Source organism: Gemmobacter lanyuensis (assembly GCF_014652355.1).
Classification (GTDB): domain Bacteria; phylum Pseudomonadota; class Alphaproteobacteria; order Rhodobacterales; family Rhodobacteraceae; genus Gemmobacter; species Gemmobacter lanyuensis.
Genome location: NZ_BMYQ01000007.1, coordinates 76,950 through 93,246, shown reverse-complemented (window position 1 = coordinate 93,246; position 16,297 = coordinate 76,950). Strand labels below are relative to the sequence as shown.

General features: G+C 64.6%; 13 protein-coding genes. 6 read left to right on the top strand and 7 right to left on the bottom strand.

Going from position 1 to position 16,297, the window contains the following annotated elements; all coding sequences use genetic code 11:
• The first annotated feature begins 18 nt into the window (after window positions 1-18).
• Together IE101_RS12310 and IE101_RS12305 are read left to right on the top strand one after the other, a co-directional pair.
• A complete protein-coding gene (locus IE101_RS12310) occupies window positions 19-420 on the top strand; it encodes a rhodanese-like domain-containing protein (RefSeq protein ID WP_189634147.1) in 402 nt (133 codons plus the stop codon).
• 284 nt (window positions 421-704) lie between these two features.
• Window positions 705-1,181, top strand: coding sequence for a hypothetical protein (locus tag IE101_RS12305; RefSeq protein ID WP_189634146.1), 477 nt, complete (start codon window positions 705-707; stop codon window positions 1,179-1,181).
• Between the two features lie 35 nt (window positions 1,182-1,216).
• On the opposite strand, the gene IE101_RS12300 is transcribed toward IE101_RS12305, so the two are convergent.
• Window positions 1,217-2,044, bottom strand: coding sequence for a phosphogluconate dehydrogenase C-terminal domain-containing protein (locus IE101_RS12300; RefSeq protein ID WP_189634145.1), 828 nt, complete (start codon window positions 2,042-2,044; stop codon window positions 1,217-1,219).
• Window positions 2,045-2,189: 145 nt separating this feature from the next.
• Here IE101_RS12300 and IE101_RS12295 point away from each other — a divergent pair, with 145 nt between their 5' ends.
• Complete coding sequence (locus tag IE101_RS12295; RefSeq protein WP_189634144.1) at window positions 2,190-3,578, top strand: four-carbon acid sugar kinase family protein; 1,389 nt, start codon at window positions 2,190-2,192, stop codon at window positions 3,576-3,578.
• Here IE101_RS12295 and IE101_RS12290 read toward each other — a convergent pair.
• Together IE101_RS12290 and IE101_RS12285 are read right to left on the bottom strand one after the other, a co-directional pair.
• The gene (locus IE101_RS12290; protein WP_189634143.1) at window positions 3,575-4,282 is read right to left on the bottom strand and encodes a response regulator transcription factor; all 708 of its coding nucleotides are present in this window, start codon (window positions 4,280-4,282) and stop codon (window positions 3,575-3,577) included. The genes IE101_RS12295 and IE101_RS12290 overlap by 4 nt on opposite strands.
• Window positions 4,249-6,117, bottom strand: coding sequence for a sensor histidine kinase (locus tag IE101_RS12285; protein WP_189634142.1), 1,869 nt, complete (start codon window positions 6,115-6,117; stop codon window positions 4,249-4,251). The genes IE101_RS12290 and IE101_RS12285 overlap by 34 nt, the downstream gene beginning before the upstream one ends.
• 160 nt (window positions 6,118-6,277) lie before the next feature.
• Here IE101_RS12285 and IE101_RS12280 point away from each other — a divergent pair, with 160 nt between their 5' ends.
• From IE101_RS12280 to IE101_RS12270, 3 genes are all read left to right on the top strand, one after another.
• Window positions 6,278-7,165, top strand: a complete 888-nt coding sequence (locus tag IE101_RS12280) for a ketopantoate reductase family protein (RefSeq protein WP_189634141.1) — start codon at window positions 6,278-6,280, stop codon at window positions 7,163-7,165.
• Between the two features lie 323 nt (window positions 7,166-7,488).
• Window positions 7,489-8,526, top strand: coding sequence for an AraC-like ligand-binding domain-containing protein (locus tag IE101_RS12275; protein ID WP_189634140.1), 1,038 nt, complete (start codon window positions 7,489-7,491; stop codon window positions 8,524-8,526).
• 315 nt (window positions 8,527-8,841) lie between these two features.
• Entirely contained in the window at window positions 8,842-10,434 is a 1,593-nt protein-coding gene (locus IE101_RS12270) for a methyl-accepting chemotaxis protein (protein WP_189634139.1), read from the top strand.
• Between the two features lie 41 nt (window positions 10,435-10,475).
• On the opposite strand, the gene IE101_RS12265 is transcribed toward IE101_RS12270, so the two are convergent.
• From IE101_RS12265 to IE101_RS12250, 4 genes are all read right to left on the bottom strand, one after another.
• The gene (locus IE101_RS12265) at window positions 10,476-12,848 is read right to left on the bottom strand and encodes an aldehyde dehydrogenase family protein (RefSeq protein WP_189634138.1); all 2,373 of its coding nucleotides are present in this window, start codon (window positions 12,846-12,848) and stop codon (window positions 10,476-10,478) included.
• Window positions 12,849-12,857: 9 nt separating this feature from the next.
• Window positions 12,858-13,811 carry a deoxyribose-phosphate aldolase gene (gene deoC / locus IE101_RS12260; RefSeq protein ID WP_189634137.1) on the bottom strand — a complete coding sequence of 318 codons (954 nt, stop codon included), beginning with the start codon at window positions 13,809-13,811 and terminating at the stop codon, window positions 12,858-12,860.
• 332 nt (window positions 13,812-14,143) lie between these two features.
• Window positions 14,144-15,085: a substrate-binding domain-containing protein gene (locus tag IE101_RS12255; RefSeq protein WP_189634136.1), complete on the bottom strand. Its 942-nt coding sequence runs from the start codon at window positions 15,083-15,085 to the stop codon at window positions 14,144-14,146.
• 64 nt (window positions 15,086-15,149) lie between these two features.
• Window positions 15,150-16,172, bottom strand: a complete 1,023-nt coding sequence (locus tag IE101_RS12250) for a sterol desaturase family protein (protein WP_189634135.1) — start codon at window positions 16,170-16,172, stop codon at window positions 15,150-15,152.
• Window positions 16,173-16,297: the final 125 nt, after the last annotated feature.

Below are 16,297 nucleotides of genomic sequence, written 5' to 3'. Positions count from 1 at the left end.
GCAGTTCAGGGGGGATTCATGCCGAAACTTCATACCAGCGCCGCGGCCCTTGTGGCCGCCGCCCGCGCCCGCATCACCGAGGTGGAAACCGCCGAGGCCATCGCCCTGATGGAGGACCCCGAGGTGGTGATCGTTGACCTGCGCGACCCGCGTGAGCGGGAGCGCAGCGGCTTCATCCCCGGCAGCTTCCATTGCCCGCGCGGGATGCTGGAATTCTGGGTCGATCCCGATAGCCCCTATTTCAAAGAGATTTTCGCCGCCGAGAAGCGGTTCATCTTTCATTGCGCCTCGGGCTGGCGGTCGGCGCTGTCGGTGGCGCTGCTGCAGGATATGGGTTTTGTCGCGGCACATCTGAAAGACGGCTTCACCGATTGGGTGGCGCAGGGCGGCCCGGTCGCCTGGCCCGCGCCAAAGGGCTGATTGCGGCGAATCACCCCTGCCGGTCAGCGCCGGATTGTGGCGGAATTACGATGATTTCCGGGCGGGCAGTTTGGCGCCCCTTCGTGCAGGCAGAACGTGTGCCCCGCAGCCCAGCGGTGAAAGGTGTCGTTTTTCAGGATCTTGCAGTTTTCCCACCCTGCGCCTCTGCGACCTGGGCGCGAATTCGTGCCGCCACATTCACGCAAATCCGGATCTTCAGGCGTCTTTCATACTTAGGGATGTAAGCTATACTCGCGTTTACATTCCTTCCAAGAGCCGCCGCGATGAACGAGGTCCTTACTTTCATACTTGGGGTCATGTGCTGCCTCAGCGTGATTGTCACGGTGGTGACGGTCATGCAGCAACCCCAACGTGCGGGGGTGCTGGACCTGCGCCCCGGTGAGGGCTGGCGCGATGTGACCCCGGCCAGCGCCCCGCGGGCGCCCGCCGCGCGGCGCAGCGCACCTGTCCGCACCCTGCCACGGGCCGATCAGGCGCGGCTGGCCCGGGCATATGAGGCACAGTCGAGCCGGGCGACCCGCCGCATGGAATGTGCCCGCTCTGCCCTGCATCGTATTTCCAAGGCGGGTGAGAACGGGCCTGCGACCATCGCAGGCCAGACGCTCCGCCGGTTGGCCCGTGCGAGCGAGGGGTATGAGGCGCAGATGCGCTTTGCCGCTGATCGGCTGCAACTGATTGCGCTGGGAGAGGAACCGCGCGCGCGGCGGATTGCCCAGGCGGCGCTGGCCGAAATGGCCTAAGCGAAATGGGGCGCGCGAAGCGCCCCATTCGTCTGTCAGGTGATCCGCTGGATCGAGGCCGCGATCTCTTCGGGTTCAAACACCCGCTTCCAATCATCGCGCATCAGCACCGGCTTGCCGAATTCGATCGCCTTGTTGCAGGCGTCAGAGAACACGCCCGGCACTTCCTCGAAGATCACCGCGCCGAGAATGTTCATATGCCCCAGCAGGAAATCGCGCGCGGCTTCCTTCGGCACACCCCGCGCGACGGCTTCATCCATCGCCTCGCGCATCACCGCGAGCAGCGAGGCGCAGACGGTTTCCGACAGGCCCGGCTCAAGGATCGCCATCTGTTCGACAGTCACGCGATGGCTCCGCACGACCGGGGCGTAAATGGCTTTGCCCACGGCCTCGCCCAGGGCGTAATGCGCCTCCGGACCCTGCATCAGCGCATTGACGATGCCTTGTTTCGCCGCGACGCCACCAAAGAAATCGCGTTTGCCCTCGGGCGTGGTTTCATCGTTGAAGATCGGTGGGTGGCAGGGATGGGTGACGAAATAAGTCAGATCCGCGCGCTGCGGCAGATGGCCGGCAAAGGGCGCCGCCGCATCAAGGCAAACCACCATCGTTCCGGGGGCGAGCATCGGCACCACCTGTTCGGCCACCTTGCCGATGGCAGTATCCGGCACCGCAAGGATCACCACTTCGGCCCCGTCAATCGCAGCCTCGGGCGCGAGGCAGTCAACCCCCACCTCGGCCTTGAGGCGCGCGCGACCAGCCTCGCTGACCTCGACATGGCGGACGCTGAAGTCGGTCTTGGCAAGGTTCTTCGACAGGCGAACGCCCATCTTCCCCCCGGCCCCGAACAAAGCGATTGTCGTCATTCCCGTCTTCTCCTGCTTGTGGTCAGCTGCGCCCGGACAACTGGTGTGATGAGGTGATGTTGTCGCCACCTTAGATCGGTTCTTGCGTCTCTGCAAGAATGTTATACTCATCATACCAGTTGAGCGTCAAAACAGGATCCCCGCCATGACCACTTTCAAGGATGCGCTGCCCGACGGGTTACTGGTCGCGTGGTATGGCGATGATTTTACCGGATCGGCGGCAGTCATGGAGGCGATGACCTTCGCGGGCTTGCCCTCGGTTCTGTTCCTGCAAACGCCCACACCCGCGCAGGCCGCGCGGTTTGCCGGGATGCGCGGGCTTGGAATCGCCTCAACCGCGCGGGCGCAGACGCCTGACTGGATGACGCGCGAAATGCCCGCGCCGCTGGCCTTTCTGGCTGGGCTGGGGGCGCCTTTCCTGCATTGGAAGGTCTGTTCCACGCTGGATTCGGCGCCGCAGATCGGCTCGATCGGGCGGGGAACGGAGCTTGCGCTGGCCGCGGCAGGCAAAGGGGCCTGCGCCGCGGTGGTGATCGCCGCACCCCAGATGCGCCGCTATCAGGCCTTCGGGCATCTCTTTGCGGGAACGCCTGCCGGGGTGTTTCGGCTTGACCGGCATCCGGTGATGGCCCGTCATCCGGTGACGCCCATGACTGAATCCGATGTGGCCCGCCATCTGGCAGGCCAGACGGATCTGCCGGCGGCCCTCGTGGATCTTGAAGCGCTTTCCAGCGCCGACCGGGGGGATGTGGCGCTGGATCGTGTCTTGCGGCAGGGCGCCCGGATGGTTCTGTTTGACGATATGGATGCGGGGAGTGAGGCGGCGGTGGGGCGGCTGATCTGGGAAGGCCGGGCCCGGATGCCGGTTCTGGTCGGATCGCAGGGGGCAGAATACGCCCTGATCCGGCATTGGCAGGCGACAGGGATGATGCCCGAGACGGACGCGCCCGGTTCGGCCGGGGCCGTGGCACAGATCATCGCGGTGTCGGGGTCGGTGTCGCCGATCACGGCCGGGCAGATTGCCTGGTCTTGCGCCCATGGCTTTGCCGGAATTCGTCTGGATGCGCGGGCGGCCTGCGGGTCGGAGGCCGACCTTGCCGCGGCGGAAGAGGATGCGGTGGCGGCGGGGATGGCCGCGATCACCCGTGGGCAAAGCCCGCTGATCCATACCGCCTCCGGTCCGGATGATCCGGCGGTAGAGGCGCTTTGGCAGGCGGTTGGCGCCTCGACCCGCAGCCTGGCCGAGGTGAATGCGCGCATCGGGGCGGCGCTGGGGCGGGTGCTTGACCGGCTTTTGCGCCAGTCCGGGGTGCGGCGCGCCGTGATTTCGGGCGGCGATACCTCGGGTCATGGCACAGCGCAGCTGGGGCTTTACGCTTTGACCGCGCTTGCGCCGACCATTCCGGGCGCGGCGCTGTTTCGCGGCCACGGCACCGGCCCCCATGACGGGTTGGAACTTGCCTTGAAGGGCGGCCAGATGGGCAGCGAGGATTACTTCGGCTGGGTCCGCGCCGGTGGCGGCCCGCGCCCTTAGCAGTCAAGCGTTTCCAAAGGCAGCACCAGCTGATAGCCGCGCTTGCGAAGCGAGCGGATGGAAGCCTCGCCGGGCAGCACGGCAGCAATCTTCTTGCGCAGCCGCGTCATCCGCACCTCAAGCGTTGCAAGCGAGGACTCGCCGCCGATGCACATGATCGAGAGGATTTCGCCATAATCCATGCGGCGCTCGGGGCTGGCGGCAATGGCCGAAAGGAAGGCGGCCTCATCCCCGCTGATTGCGGTTTCCCCTTCCGGCCCGAACAGCTTCAGTGCCGCGCGGTCCAACGCGAGGCCGGGTCGCGCGCGTGGGGCCGGGGCTGGGGCCGGCGCGGCAAGGCGGCGGGCCATGGCGCGCACGGCGGCCACGATCTCGCGCGGGGCGCAGGGCTTGGTCAGATAGAGGTCGATCCCGGTTTCATAGCTTTCGGCGCGGATCGCGCTTCCGGAACGCACAGACAGCACCATGATCCCCACCTCGGGGCGGCTGGCCCGGAGACGCGCGGCAAAGCTCAGCCCGTCTTCGGCCGGAAGGTTCAGGTCCAGCAGGAACAGGTCGCCACGCTCGCCCGAGGCTTCGTAGGCCTCAACCGATGTGAAGCCCAGTGTCCGATGGCCATGATCAGCCAGCTCCTCGACCAGAAGCTCGTTCAGGTCGGGGTGATCCTCGATCACGATGACGAGCGGGTCGAATTCTGCAGCCATATCCTTACCGTTACATTGCCATCCGCCACATGGAACGCGACCGTTCCCCGGAGGGCTTCGACGATCTCTCGCACGATGAAAAGCCCAAGTCCCGAACCGCTTGTCGCCAGCACCCGGTCGTCTCGATAGAACTTGGTAAACACGCGATGGGCATCCGGCGCGGCGCCCGGAAGATGGCGGTTGATGACGGAAATGTCAAAGCCCTCGGGTCCGGTACTTTTCACGATTGCGACAGTGATCAAACTTTCGGCGGGCGAGTATTTGACCGCATTCTCGATCACATGTGTCAGGATCAGGCGGACCAGATCCGGATCGCCATCAATGGGTGCCTGCGTGACCGAGCTGCGGTCCAGCGCAAGGCGCGGCAGATCCTGCTGGCGGATGACCTGATCCAGGATCTGTCGAAGGTCGATACGCGTCGGCGAGATCTGCCAATGCCCCGATTGGATACGATCGGCATCAAGACAATGGCGGATCACACTGTCGAGCCCGGTGATCGCCCGATCAATCCGGGATTTGCTGCGCGGGGTCATGCTTTCCTTCGCAACCGTCATGCGGATGACCGACAGGCTGGTTCCCACCTCATGCGCCAGCATCCATGTCAGGTTCTGCTGGGCGGCAAAGCTTTGGTTCTGGATGGCGCGTTCGGTTTGCAACTGCGCCATGGCCAGCATCGACTGTTCGGCGGCTCGGCGGTCGCGCATGGTCAGATAGGCCAGCAGTGACAGGATCAGGCCGAAATTGATCACCCCATGCAGCACGCCGCCATTCAGTGTCATCCAGTTCGGCTGGACGATGCCAAGTTGCGGCAAGATCCAGACCGAGGCCGAGACGACCAGCGCGGAGTAGATGGCCCGAAGGCTCCAGAGCGACATCGACGCCGGAACCCGCGCCGTCCAGGCCATCAACCCGAGGAAGGGCAGGAAGGCCGCCATGACCGAGGCATGAAGCCCCAGCGCAATCCGCGCATCGGAAAACAGCGCAAGCGGCACGGCGATGAATTCAAAACAGGCAAAGGCGCAACCGATCACGAACAGCACCCGAAGCGGCTGAAACCGCTTCATGAGATGCAGGTGAAAGATGATCCCCGTCACCCCGGACAGGATACCCACCAGTGTGGTTGCCGAACTTGTCGACTGGTCGGGCAGAAAGACCGAGGCATAGCCATGCAGCGTGACCAGCCCCGCCAGGATGAAGGACTGGCTGACCATGAAATTCAGAAAGATCAGGTCATGGGAATAGAAAAGGAACGTGACGCTCAGCACGATCGAGGTGACGATGAGGCCCAGAAACAGCGCATGAAACAGGGTGTAGCGCAGATCATCCGCCAAGGCTGGGCCAAGCGGCTGGGCCGCGACATTGATTCCCACGCTACCGCTTGTGCTGATGCGGAGATAGACGGTTTCGGCATGTTCCATATGGGCCATGACAAAGGCCAGCCGCGGTGATTTCCAGCTGCGCTGATTATAGGGGATCAGATCACCGCTGCGGCTTTCCTGCCAGTGTCCGGCCGCGTCTTGCCGATACAGGCGCACATCGTCGAGATGCGGAAGACCGACCGACAAAAGCGCCGGGCTACCGTCTTCCGGGGGGGCGATGGACAGGCGGAACCAGAAAGCGGACGGTGTATACCCCAGTGTCACCGGCAAGGTCGTTGGCTGAAAGCGCGCCCTCTGCATCTGCGGCAGGGTCATCTCGCCCGAAGCATCCTCGGCAATCTGCGCGTCAGTCATCAGATTGCCCGCCACGGGTGGCCGATAGATCACTGCCTGCCAGAGGGCGATGGCAAGGCCCAGCGTCACGCAAATCATGGCGATCCGCCACGGATCTTTCACGCGCTGCCTCCTGTATGATGGCCGACCGGCGCGGGTGTGCGGGCCATTTGCTGCCGCAGTAGAGAAACAGGTTCCCCCGTGGTCGGCAAGGGTCTGTCTGGCTGGCTGTCCGTCGCGCTTGCGCTATGATGCCGGGGTTTGATCGGGGCAGGGGGCCGGAATGCGGGTTGCGATCATGGGGGCGGGGGCCGTTGGCTGCTATTACGGCGCGATGCTGGCGCTGGCCGGGCATCGGGTCGATCTGATCGGGCGCGAGGCGCTGGTGACCGCTGTCGCTGCGCGCGGCCTTATCCTGGAGAAGGGCGGTCGGCAGCAGACTGTCGCCCTCGGCGCAGGCACGGATGCAGGCGTGGCGGCGTCGGCTGATCTGGTGCTGATCTGCGTCAAAGCGCAGGACAACGACCACGCGGCGGCGGCTCTGCGGCCGCATCTGTCCCCCGGCGCGGTGGTTCTCAGCCTTCAGAACGGTCTGGGCAATGCGGCGCATCTGGCCGCGCAGCTGGGGCGGCCGGTGCTGCCGGTGGTTGTCTATGTCGCCGTGCAGATGGCCGGGGCAGGCCATGTCGTCCATCATGGTCGCGGAGAGCTGGTTCTGGGCGATGGCCCCGCGGCGGCCGATACGGCCGCGGTGTTCCGGGCCGCGGGCATCCCGACCGAGGTGTCGGACCAGACCGAAGCTGCGCTCTGGACCAAGCTGGTCATCAACTGCGCGCTCAACCCGATTTCGGCGATTACCCGTCTGCCCTATGGCCGCATCTTTGCCGACCCCGACGCCGTCAGGATGCTGCGGCAGGTGGTCGATGAATGCAGCCGTGTCGCGCAGGCCGAAGGCGTGGGGCTGCCTGCCGACATCTGGGATCAGGTGGCCCGTATCGCCGCAGCAATGCCCGAACAGATTTCATCGACCGCGCAAGATATTCTGCGCGGTCGCCGGACCGAGATCGATCATCTGAACGGCGACATCGTCCGGCGCGCGCTGCGCCATGGTCTGGACGTGCCGATGAATGGGGCGCTGCTGGCGATGGTGCATCTGGTGGAACCGGCCTGACCGTCCCGCCGCTGGGACAGCAGGGCCCAAGTCTGGGACATTCCGGTGGCAAGCCGGCCTCGTCGCAGGGTCCGGGGCAGGCTAGGGTTGAGCTGTCCGCTCGGGCCAAGCGCCCGACAGCCCGGCCCTCTCCATGATTCCCCTCATGTCGGGCCGGGTCTGCGTGGTGGCGGACGCAGGCGTGATACGGCGGGGCCCATCCGCCGTATCCGCCCTTCCCCCCTGCGCCCGGGCCGCCTGGGGCCGGAACGGGCGCAGGGGCACACCCCCCTTGCAAAAGACGCCAGGATTGTCGCAGATCTGACCCTTGGGGGGAGAGTGCGATGCCTGGTTTGCCCGCAAGACGTGCCGGATTGGACGGGTCGGACCCCTGGGCCCGGTTCGAGGAATGGCGGCGCGCGCTTGACAGTCTGTTCGACTGCGCCCCCGTCGAAGAAACGCCTGCCGCCTTTCACGGCGAACTGGTGGGTTATCAGCTTGATCCGGTCTTGCTTGGGGCCTCGCGCGCCTCGGCGCAGCGCTTCCACCGCGACGAAGCCCGCATCGCCGCCGCGGGTGTCGATCATCTGCTGATTCAGTTGTACCAATCCGGCCGTTGTGCCTTTGATGCGGATGGTCACGCGGCCGAGGGGCGGGCGGGCGACATCGTCTGCTTTGATCTGTCCCGCCCGATGACCTCGGTCACATCGGATCTGGAAACCGTTTCGCTGGTGGTGCCACGCCAGATGCTGCGGCTGGCCCCAAGGGCGCTGGATGGTCTGCATGGTGCGGTGCTGGATGGCGGCAGCGCGATGGGGCGGCTGCTGTCCGATCATCTGCGCAGCCTGTTGTCCGTTGCCCCGGGTATGAACGCCGCCGACAGTCGGTTGGTCTGCGAGGCGACCGCCGGGCTTTTGTCGGCGGGGCTGGCCAGCGCTGCGGGGGCATCAGCGGTGCCCGAGATCCTGATCGCACCCAATGTGCAGGCGGTTCAGCGCTTTATCGAGATGAACCTCACGAATTTCGACCTGTCAGCTGAAATGGTGATGAAGCGGTTCGGTCTGTCGCGATCTGCGCTCTATCGTTTGTTCGAACCGCTTGGCGGGGTTGCCGAATATATCCGACAGCGGCGCCTGTCGCGGGCCGCGCTGCGGATCGGGTCGGTCGGGCGGGGGCGCGGCGCTGTCGCCCGTCTTGCCCATCTGTCCGGATTTGCAAGCGAGGCAGCCTTCACGCGGGCCTTCCGCAGCCGCTATGGCATTGCCCCCCGCGCTGTCCTGCAAGACCCGCAGGGGGCAGGGGGCTGGCACGGGGGGCGGGGCCCCGCGGTGGATGACTGGCTTCACGCCTGGATGGCAGGTTTGTCGGCTGCCGTAAGGTAAACTGTTTTATTTCAGTATCTTGGCTGCTGCGGCGTCCCGTCGCAGCCAACGCGATACGCGGGCGGCCGCCCTGGCCTGACCCCCGCAGACAAAGCATATGAAACAAGGGATTTCCGCCGCCTTGCCTTGCACAGCAGTTGCAGCATTCACCGCATTCGGTGTCGGCGCTAACCTTTAGATACGAAAGGCTAACCCCAGATAAAGATTTAACCCCATAACATTGGCGACAGGCGCCGCCGTTTCCCTTGCAACGGACGATAGACCGGGTGCCATTCCGCAGGCCGGCCCTCTGTCTGCCATATCGGAGAACCAAAAATGCGTCTGACAATCAGGCTGCAATTGACCGCGATTATCCTCTTTATCTTCCTTCTCGCGGGGGCCGCCCTTTTCCTGTCAATTCGCGCCTTGCAGGATGCCAATGGCACGCTGGACTCGATTCAGACCGTCGAGGTGCAGGGCGTCATCCTGTCCGACGAAATCATGACCCAGGAACTTTTGGCCCAGAGCCTGCTGCGGGGTGCGCTGGTGCTGGCAGAAGACAATCCAGCGGAACATGCCAAGGCGCTGCAGGCGCAACTGACGGTGCTGCGCAGCAAGCTTGGGACCGAACTTGGCCGCCTGAAGGACGTGCTGAAGGAATCGGACGCTGATCTTGTCGCCCAGGTCGAGGAAGATCACCGGATGTTGAAACAGATCGAGGATCGCGCCCTTGCGCTTGAAGCCGAGGGGCGGCGGAGCGATGCGGCGGCGCTTTTGACGGGCGAAGGGGATAATGTCTTCAACGCCACTGCGGCTTCCCTCGAAAAGCTGCGCGAACGCAACCGCGAACGACTGGCGCAAGAGGTCGGGGCGGCGCATGAAGAATACCGTTATACCCTGAAGGAACTTCTGTTGATCGTTGCGGGATGTCTGGTGGTCAGCTCCGTCGTGTCGCACCTCGTGATCCGTTCCCTTTCGCGTCGCGTGGCCGAGGCGGTCGAGGTGGCCGAAGCGGTATCGCAGGGTGATCTTTCCGTGAAGATCCACCCGCGGGGGCAAGACGAAATCGCAAGCCTTCAGATCGCCATGCAGGTGATGGTCGACCGGCTGCGCGACGTGGTGGGTACCGTGACTGGATCGGCGCATAACGTGCATCTGAGCGCCTCGCAAAGCCGTGAGTCCTCGCATTCGCTGGCCGAGGCGACGACCCAGCAGTCCTCGGCCACCGAGGAAACCGCCGCCTCGATCGAGCAGATGGCGTCGAACATCAAACAGACCTCCGAGAATGCCAAGGTCGCCGAAGAGATCGCGCGCCGCGTCGCCAGTGAGGCGACCGAAACCGGCGCCGCCGTCGAAGCGACCGTTTCGGCAATGGAGGCCATTCATCAGCAGGTCCAGTTCGTGGGCGAAATCGCCCGGCAGACGGATCTTCTGGCGCTGAACGCCGCGGTTGAGGCCGCGCGTGCAGGGGAGATGGGGCGTGGCTTTGCGGTCGTTGCCGCCGAAATCCGCAAGCTTGCGGAACGGGCTGGGGTCGCAGCGGTGGATATTCGCGGCATTTCCAACGAAACGCTGCTGCGGGCACGGCATGCAGGCGCGCTGTTGGGAACGCTGGTGCCCGATATCGGGCGGGCGTCTGAACTGGTGGGTGAGATTTCCGTCGCCTCGCGCGAACTGGCTGTCGGGTCCGAACAGATCGCGCTTGCCATGGGCGAGTTGGACAAGGTGAACCAGATCAACACCTCGTCCTCCGAGGAACTGGCAGCAAGCGCGGAAGAGCTGTCGGAACAGGCGCACTATCTGCGTGAGGCCGTCGCCTATTTCAAAATAGAGGGTGAAGAGCCGACATCCCCCCTGAAAAAGGCCCTTCGCAGCATCAGCACGCCTTCGTTGAACATGGCGCCGGGTCTGGTGGCGACCACCGCATGAGGCGAAACGAGGGCGCGGTCTGCCGCGCCCCCCATGCACGATCACACGCCGTAGGGCAGCCAGATGGTCTTGATCTGGGTGGCGCGGTGCAGGAAATCGCGCCCTTGGCCCTGTGCCGGGTCGGTCCAGTCACGCAGGTGGCCGCCGTCGGTCCAGACGGGTTTCAGATTTCCGGCGCTGGCGGTTTCCACCATGGCGCCGCCCTCGGCGCTGCCGCAATACCACAGCGCCGCAACCTCATCATGTTCGGCCAGCACCTTGGCCAGCCCGTCACGGTCGCCCGTCAGCAGGTTCACCACCCCGGCCGGAAGGTCCGAGGTTTCGAACACCTGATAAAGCCGCGTGGCGATCAGCGGATGCGACTGGCTTGCCACCGCGACGACGCGGTTGCCCGTGGCCAGCGCGGGCAGCACCAGCGACATGAGGCCCAGAAGCGGCGCCTCATCCGGGGCGACCAGACCCATGACGCCGAAGGGTTCGTTCACTGTCATCGTCACATGCTGTGATTTGGTGGCCGTGACCGCGCCATCAAACTTGTCGGCCTGCGCCGCATACCAGAAGGTGCGGCGGATGGTGGCCTCGACCTCGGCCTCCGAATCGGGGCTGCCGCAGCGGGCCAGTTCCGCCACGAATTCCGCCCGGCGCTGTTCCAGATTTTCGGCAAGGAAATAGAGGACTTGCGCGCGGTTATGCGCGGTGACGCCGCCCCAACCCGCAGCCTTGGCCGCGGCCTCCACCGCGTTGCGAACATCCTTGCGCCCGGCCAGTGCGGCCTGACCGATGCCCCGTCCATCCGCGCCGCGGACCGTATAGCTTTGGCCGCCATCGGCGCGGGCCTGTTTGCCGCCGATATAGATCTTGGCGGTGATGTCGATGCCGGGGCGATCGGCCGCGCCGGTTTGCGGCGTGACATCACCCACCGGCAGGGGGGCGGGGCGCGGGGCGCCTTTCGGATTGGGGCGGGTCAGATAGTCCAGCATGCCCGACCGGCCGCCTTCACGGCCAAAGCCGCTTTCGCGCATGCCGCCAAAGGGCGCGCCTGCATCGAAGATATTGGTCGCGTTGATCCAGACCACCCCGGCGCGAACCTTGGCCGCCACCTCGATCGCGCGGTTCACGTTTTCCGACCAGACCGAGGCCGCAAGGCCGTAGCGGGTGTCATTGGCCAGTGTGATCGCCTCATCCGGGGTACGGAAGGTCAGCGTGGTGGCAACGGGGCCGAAGATTTCGGTCTGGCTGACGCTATGGGCCGGGGCGGTGCCGGTGAAGAAGCCCGGTGCGCAGAAGGCGCCCTTGGCGGGCAGGGGGGCAGGCGCGCGGTGCAGCGTGGCACCCTCGGCCTGACCCTGATCCAGCAGGGCCGTGATGCGCGCGAGCTGCCGGTGCGAGACGACCGCGCCCATGTCCATCGTCTTGTCCAGCGGATCGCCCACGCGCAACTGACCCATGCGGGCGGTCAGCTTGGCGAAAAAGCGTGGTGCCACGCCTTCCTGCACCAAAATCCGCGACCCGGCACAGCAAACCTCGCCCTGATTGAACCAGATTGCATCGACGACACCTTCGACGGCGGCATCCAGATCGGCGTCTTCAAAGACGATGAAGGGGGATTTTCCGCCCAGCTCCAGGCTCAGTTTCTTGCCGCTGCCTGCAAGCTGCCGCCGCAGGATGCGCCCCACCTCGGTCGAGCCGGTGAAGGCCAGTTTATCGATGCCCGGATGGCCCGCGATCAGGGCGCCGGTTTCGCCATCGCCGTTCACGATGTTCACGACACCCGCAGGAAGGCCCACTTCGGCGCAGATTTCGGCAAAGGCCATGGCGGTCAGGGGCGTCAGATCGGCGGGCTTCAGCACCACCGTATTCCCCGCCGCCAGCGCGGGTGCGACCTTCCAGGCCAGCATCAGCAGCGGGAAGTTCCAGGGGATGATCTGCCCGCAGACGCCCACGGGGGCAAGGCCGGAGAATTCGCTGTCCAGAACCTCGGCCCAGCCGGCATGATGGTAGAAATGCCGCGCCACCAGCGGCACGTCGATATCGCGCGTTTCGCGGATGGTCTTGCCGTTATCCAGCGTTTCGAGAACCGAAAGGAACCGCTCCCGCTTTTGCACATGACGGGCAAGGGCATAGAGAAAGCGCGCCCGTGCATGGCCGGGCAGCGCGGCCCATCCGGGCTGCGCTGCGCGGGCGGCCTGAACGGCGGCCTCGACCTCGGCCGCGGTGCCGCGTGCGACATGGCAGAGCACCTCATCCGTGGCGGGATTCACCACCTCAAGCGGCGCGCCCTCGCCGGGCACAAACTGGCCGCCGATGTAATGGCCGATCTGCGGATGGGCACTGATCCAGGCGCGGGCCTCTGCGCTGGATTCGGGGGCGGGGCCGTATTCCATGGTCTGCATGATCTCGGTCAGGGTGGGCATGGGTCTTCCTCAGGCCAGCGCGTGGCGGTGGGCGGCGGAATAGCGGCCCGTGACATGGTGTTCCAACTGGCGCTCGATATCGCCCAGCATGGAGGAGGCGCCGATGCGGAAGAGATCCGGCATCAACCAGCGGGTGCCAAGCTCTTCCTTCATCAGGATCTGCCAGTTCATCGCGTCTTTCGCGGTCTTGAGCCCACCGGCCGGTTTGAAGCCAACCCATTGGCCCGTCAGATCGCGGAAATCACGCAGCGCGCGAACCATGGTCAGGGATACGGGCAGGGTGGCGTTGACTTCTTCCTTTCCGGTCGAGGTCTTGATGAAATCCGATCCCGCCTGCATGGCGACCATGCTGGCCTTGTAGACATTGGTCAGCGTCCGCAGATCGCCGGTCGCAAGGATGGCCTTCATATGGGCATCGCCGCAGGCTTCGCGCATCTGGCGGATTTCGTCATAAAGCGCGGCCCAGTTTCCGGTCAGCGCATGTTCGCGGGTAATGACGATGTCGATCTCGCGCGCGCCCTGATCGACGGCATAGCGGATTTCGGCCAGCCGCAGGGGCAGGGGGGTCAACCCGGCGGGAAATCCCGTGGCGACCGAGGCCACGGGAATCCCCGTGCCCTCCAGTGCCTTGACGGCATGGGGGACCATTGTGGGATAGACGCAGACCGCACCGACGGTCAGCCCTTCAAGCCCCAATGCGGCGGCCAGATCGGCGCGCAAGGGCGCCTTGGCCTTGGCACAAAGCCGCTGCACACGCCCCGCCGTATCATCGCCCGCCAGTGTCGTCAGGTCGATGCAGGTGATGGCGCGGGCCAGCCAGGCGGCCTGCCAGTCTTTCTTCACCGTGCGCCGCGTGCCGAGTGATGCGGCGCGGCGTTCGGCGGCGGGGGTATTGACGACGGCAGCCTCGAACCAGTCGGGGGTAAAGGCGGTGCCTGTCATGCGGGGGAAATGGTCAGTCATGTCCAGAGGTTCCGATCCGGGCGCGTGCCTGCAGGGCAAACGGGTGCCGCCGTGGCGGTGTCGATGGATGCAGTCTGCAAAAGGGCCGCCCTTGGGAATGACCGGCCCCGGCCCATCCCGAAGGATGCCGGTCCCGGCAGGTTGAACGATCGCGGCACGAAACTGTGCCGCCCTTGAGGGTTCAACCATCACCACTGTGAGGCGAAGGTCAAGTTCCTGCCCGCGCCCCCTGCCCGGATGCAGGGGCCGACGCAGCGTCAAGCAGGGGGCGAAAACGCAAGGACCGGCGCGGGTTTTGGCCCGCGCCGGTCCGATCTGCCGATCCCGCGGGATCAGTTCTTGCCGATGTAATCCGCCATATTCGCGGGCGTCACAAGTTCGAACGGGATATAGACCTTGTTCGGGATCGGCTCGCCCTTGGCCAGTGCGCGAACGGTATCAAGCGCGCCGTGGCCCTGTGCAGTGGCATTCTGGAAGACGGTGGCATCAATGTCACCGGCCTGCATGGCCGTCAGCGCATCGGGGGTGGCATCGACGCCCACCACCACCACATCCTTCATATCCACGCCCGAAGCCTTGAGCGACTGGACCGCGCCGATGGCCATTTCATCGTTATTGGCAAAGACCACATCCGGCACCGTCCCGGTCGAGAGCCAGTTGGTCATCAGGTTCTGCGCGTTTTCGCGCGACCAGCCACCGGCCTGTTTGTCGGTGATCGAGATGAATTTGCACATATCGGTGGCGAGGATCTGTTCCACATCCGCCGTGCGCTGGATCGCGGCGGAATGGGCCAGATCGCCGATCAGGATATAGCCGTTGGCGCCATCAGACTTGCCCGCTGCGCGCAGCATCTTGCAGGCTTCAAAGGCGCCGAGTGTGCCACTCTCAATCTCGTTCGACCCGACGAAAGCCTGATTGTCGGGCAGGCTGTCGACATTGCTGGGTTCGAGGTTCAGGAACACCAGCGGGATATTCGCGGCCGAGGCTGCCTGGGTGAGCGCATCTGCGGCCGAGGTATCGGTCAGGGTCACGATGATGCCGTCAACGCCATTGGCGATGAAATTGTTGATCTGGTCCAACTGCTTGGCAACATCCTTCTGTGCATCCTCGATCTGGACATCGACCCCAAGGCTTTCTGCATGGGCGGCGATGCCGTTGCGCAGCAGCGTCTGGAAATTGTCATCGAAGTTGGTGATGCTGACGCCGATGGTTTCGGCTTGGGCAGCCCCGGCGAACAGGGCCAGCACGCTGGCGGCAAATGCAAGTTTCTTCATGGTTTCCTCCCTGTGATCTTGCGTTTTGGTTCTGGTTCCCCGCCCCTCCCGGCGGGGGAAAGGGTCAGGCCTTGGCGGCGTTGGCCTTGGCGGCGTTGGCCTTGGCTTTGCGTTTTTCGTAGCGCGCCTGCATCCGGGCATCGCCATCCTTCGATCCGTCGTGCCAGGTGCCGAACCACTTATCGAGCGGGATGAGGCCGTCGCCGTAGTTCACCTCGAAATACTTATGATGCAGGTAATGGGCGAAGGCGTGGCTTTCGACGGCGCGGTCTTCGGTCACTTCGATCCTGTCAAATCCGATATGGCCCACCACCGCGCCGAAGCCCGCAAAATGCAGCTGGTAGATCGCAAGCAGCGGGTGGGACGGGATGAGGAAGTGATAGGCGGCAGTCGCAAAATAGAGCAGGTGTTCCACCGGATGCATCGACAGGGATGACCAGGGCGACGGGTTGACCGAGTTGTGGTGAACCGAATGGACCCATTTGTACAGGAACGGCGTGTGGATCAGCCGGTGTATCAGGAAGAAATGCGCCTCATGAATGACCGGCAGCGCCAGCCAGACCGCAAGAAGGTACCAGGGATTGTCGTAAAGCCCGACCCAGGGGCCGTAGCCGTTCGCCCAGGCCCAGAGGATCAGCACCTCCCATGCGGTCCAGATCGGCACGCCCGAGCAAAAGGCGCGGATCAGGCTGTCGAGAGTCTGGCTTTGGAACATGAAGGCCGAAGATTTGTGTTCGGCCGGAAATTTCGCATTGTATTTGAAGCGGTTGCCCTGTGCGCGGCGGATATAGAGATGCAATTCGATGGCGCCGTAGAACAGGAAGACGGCAACGGAATTCGCGGCAAAAAGCCAAAGCACCCAGCCCCAGCCGATCGTCCGCATCACCTCGGCTTCGGGGATGATCCAGGCCCACCAGGCCACCGCCGACAGCGCCCAGAGGATGTTCCACGGCAGGAAATAGCTCGGCAGCCATTTCAGCAGGGCAAGCGGTTTGGGCGGGAAGGCGAACAGCGGCGCATGGACCAGCTTCTCGTTCGGCGTCCAGTTGCCGCGTTTGTCGCGCGTTCCGTAGTTCAGATCATCCATCCGTCTCCTCCTTTCGGGTGACCGGGCTTTCGGATGACCGGGCGGTTGCCCGCCCGGTCGGCTGTTGCGGGAGTCTCTTCCGTGGAGGAAGGCCGTCCGCTGGCGCGACAGGGCCATGGCAGACC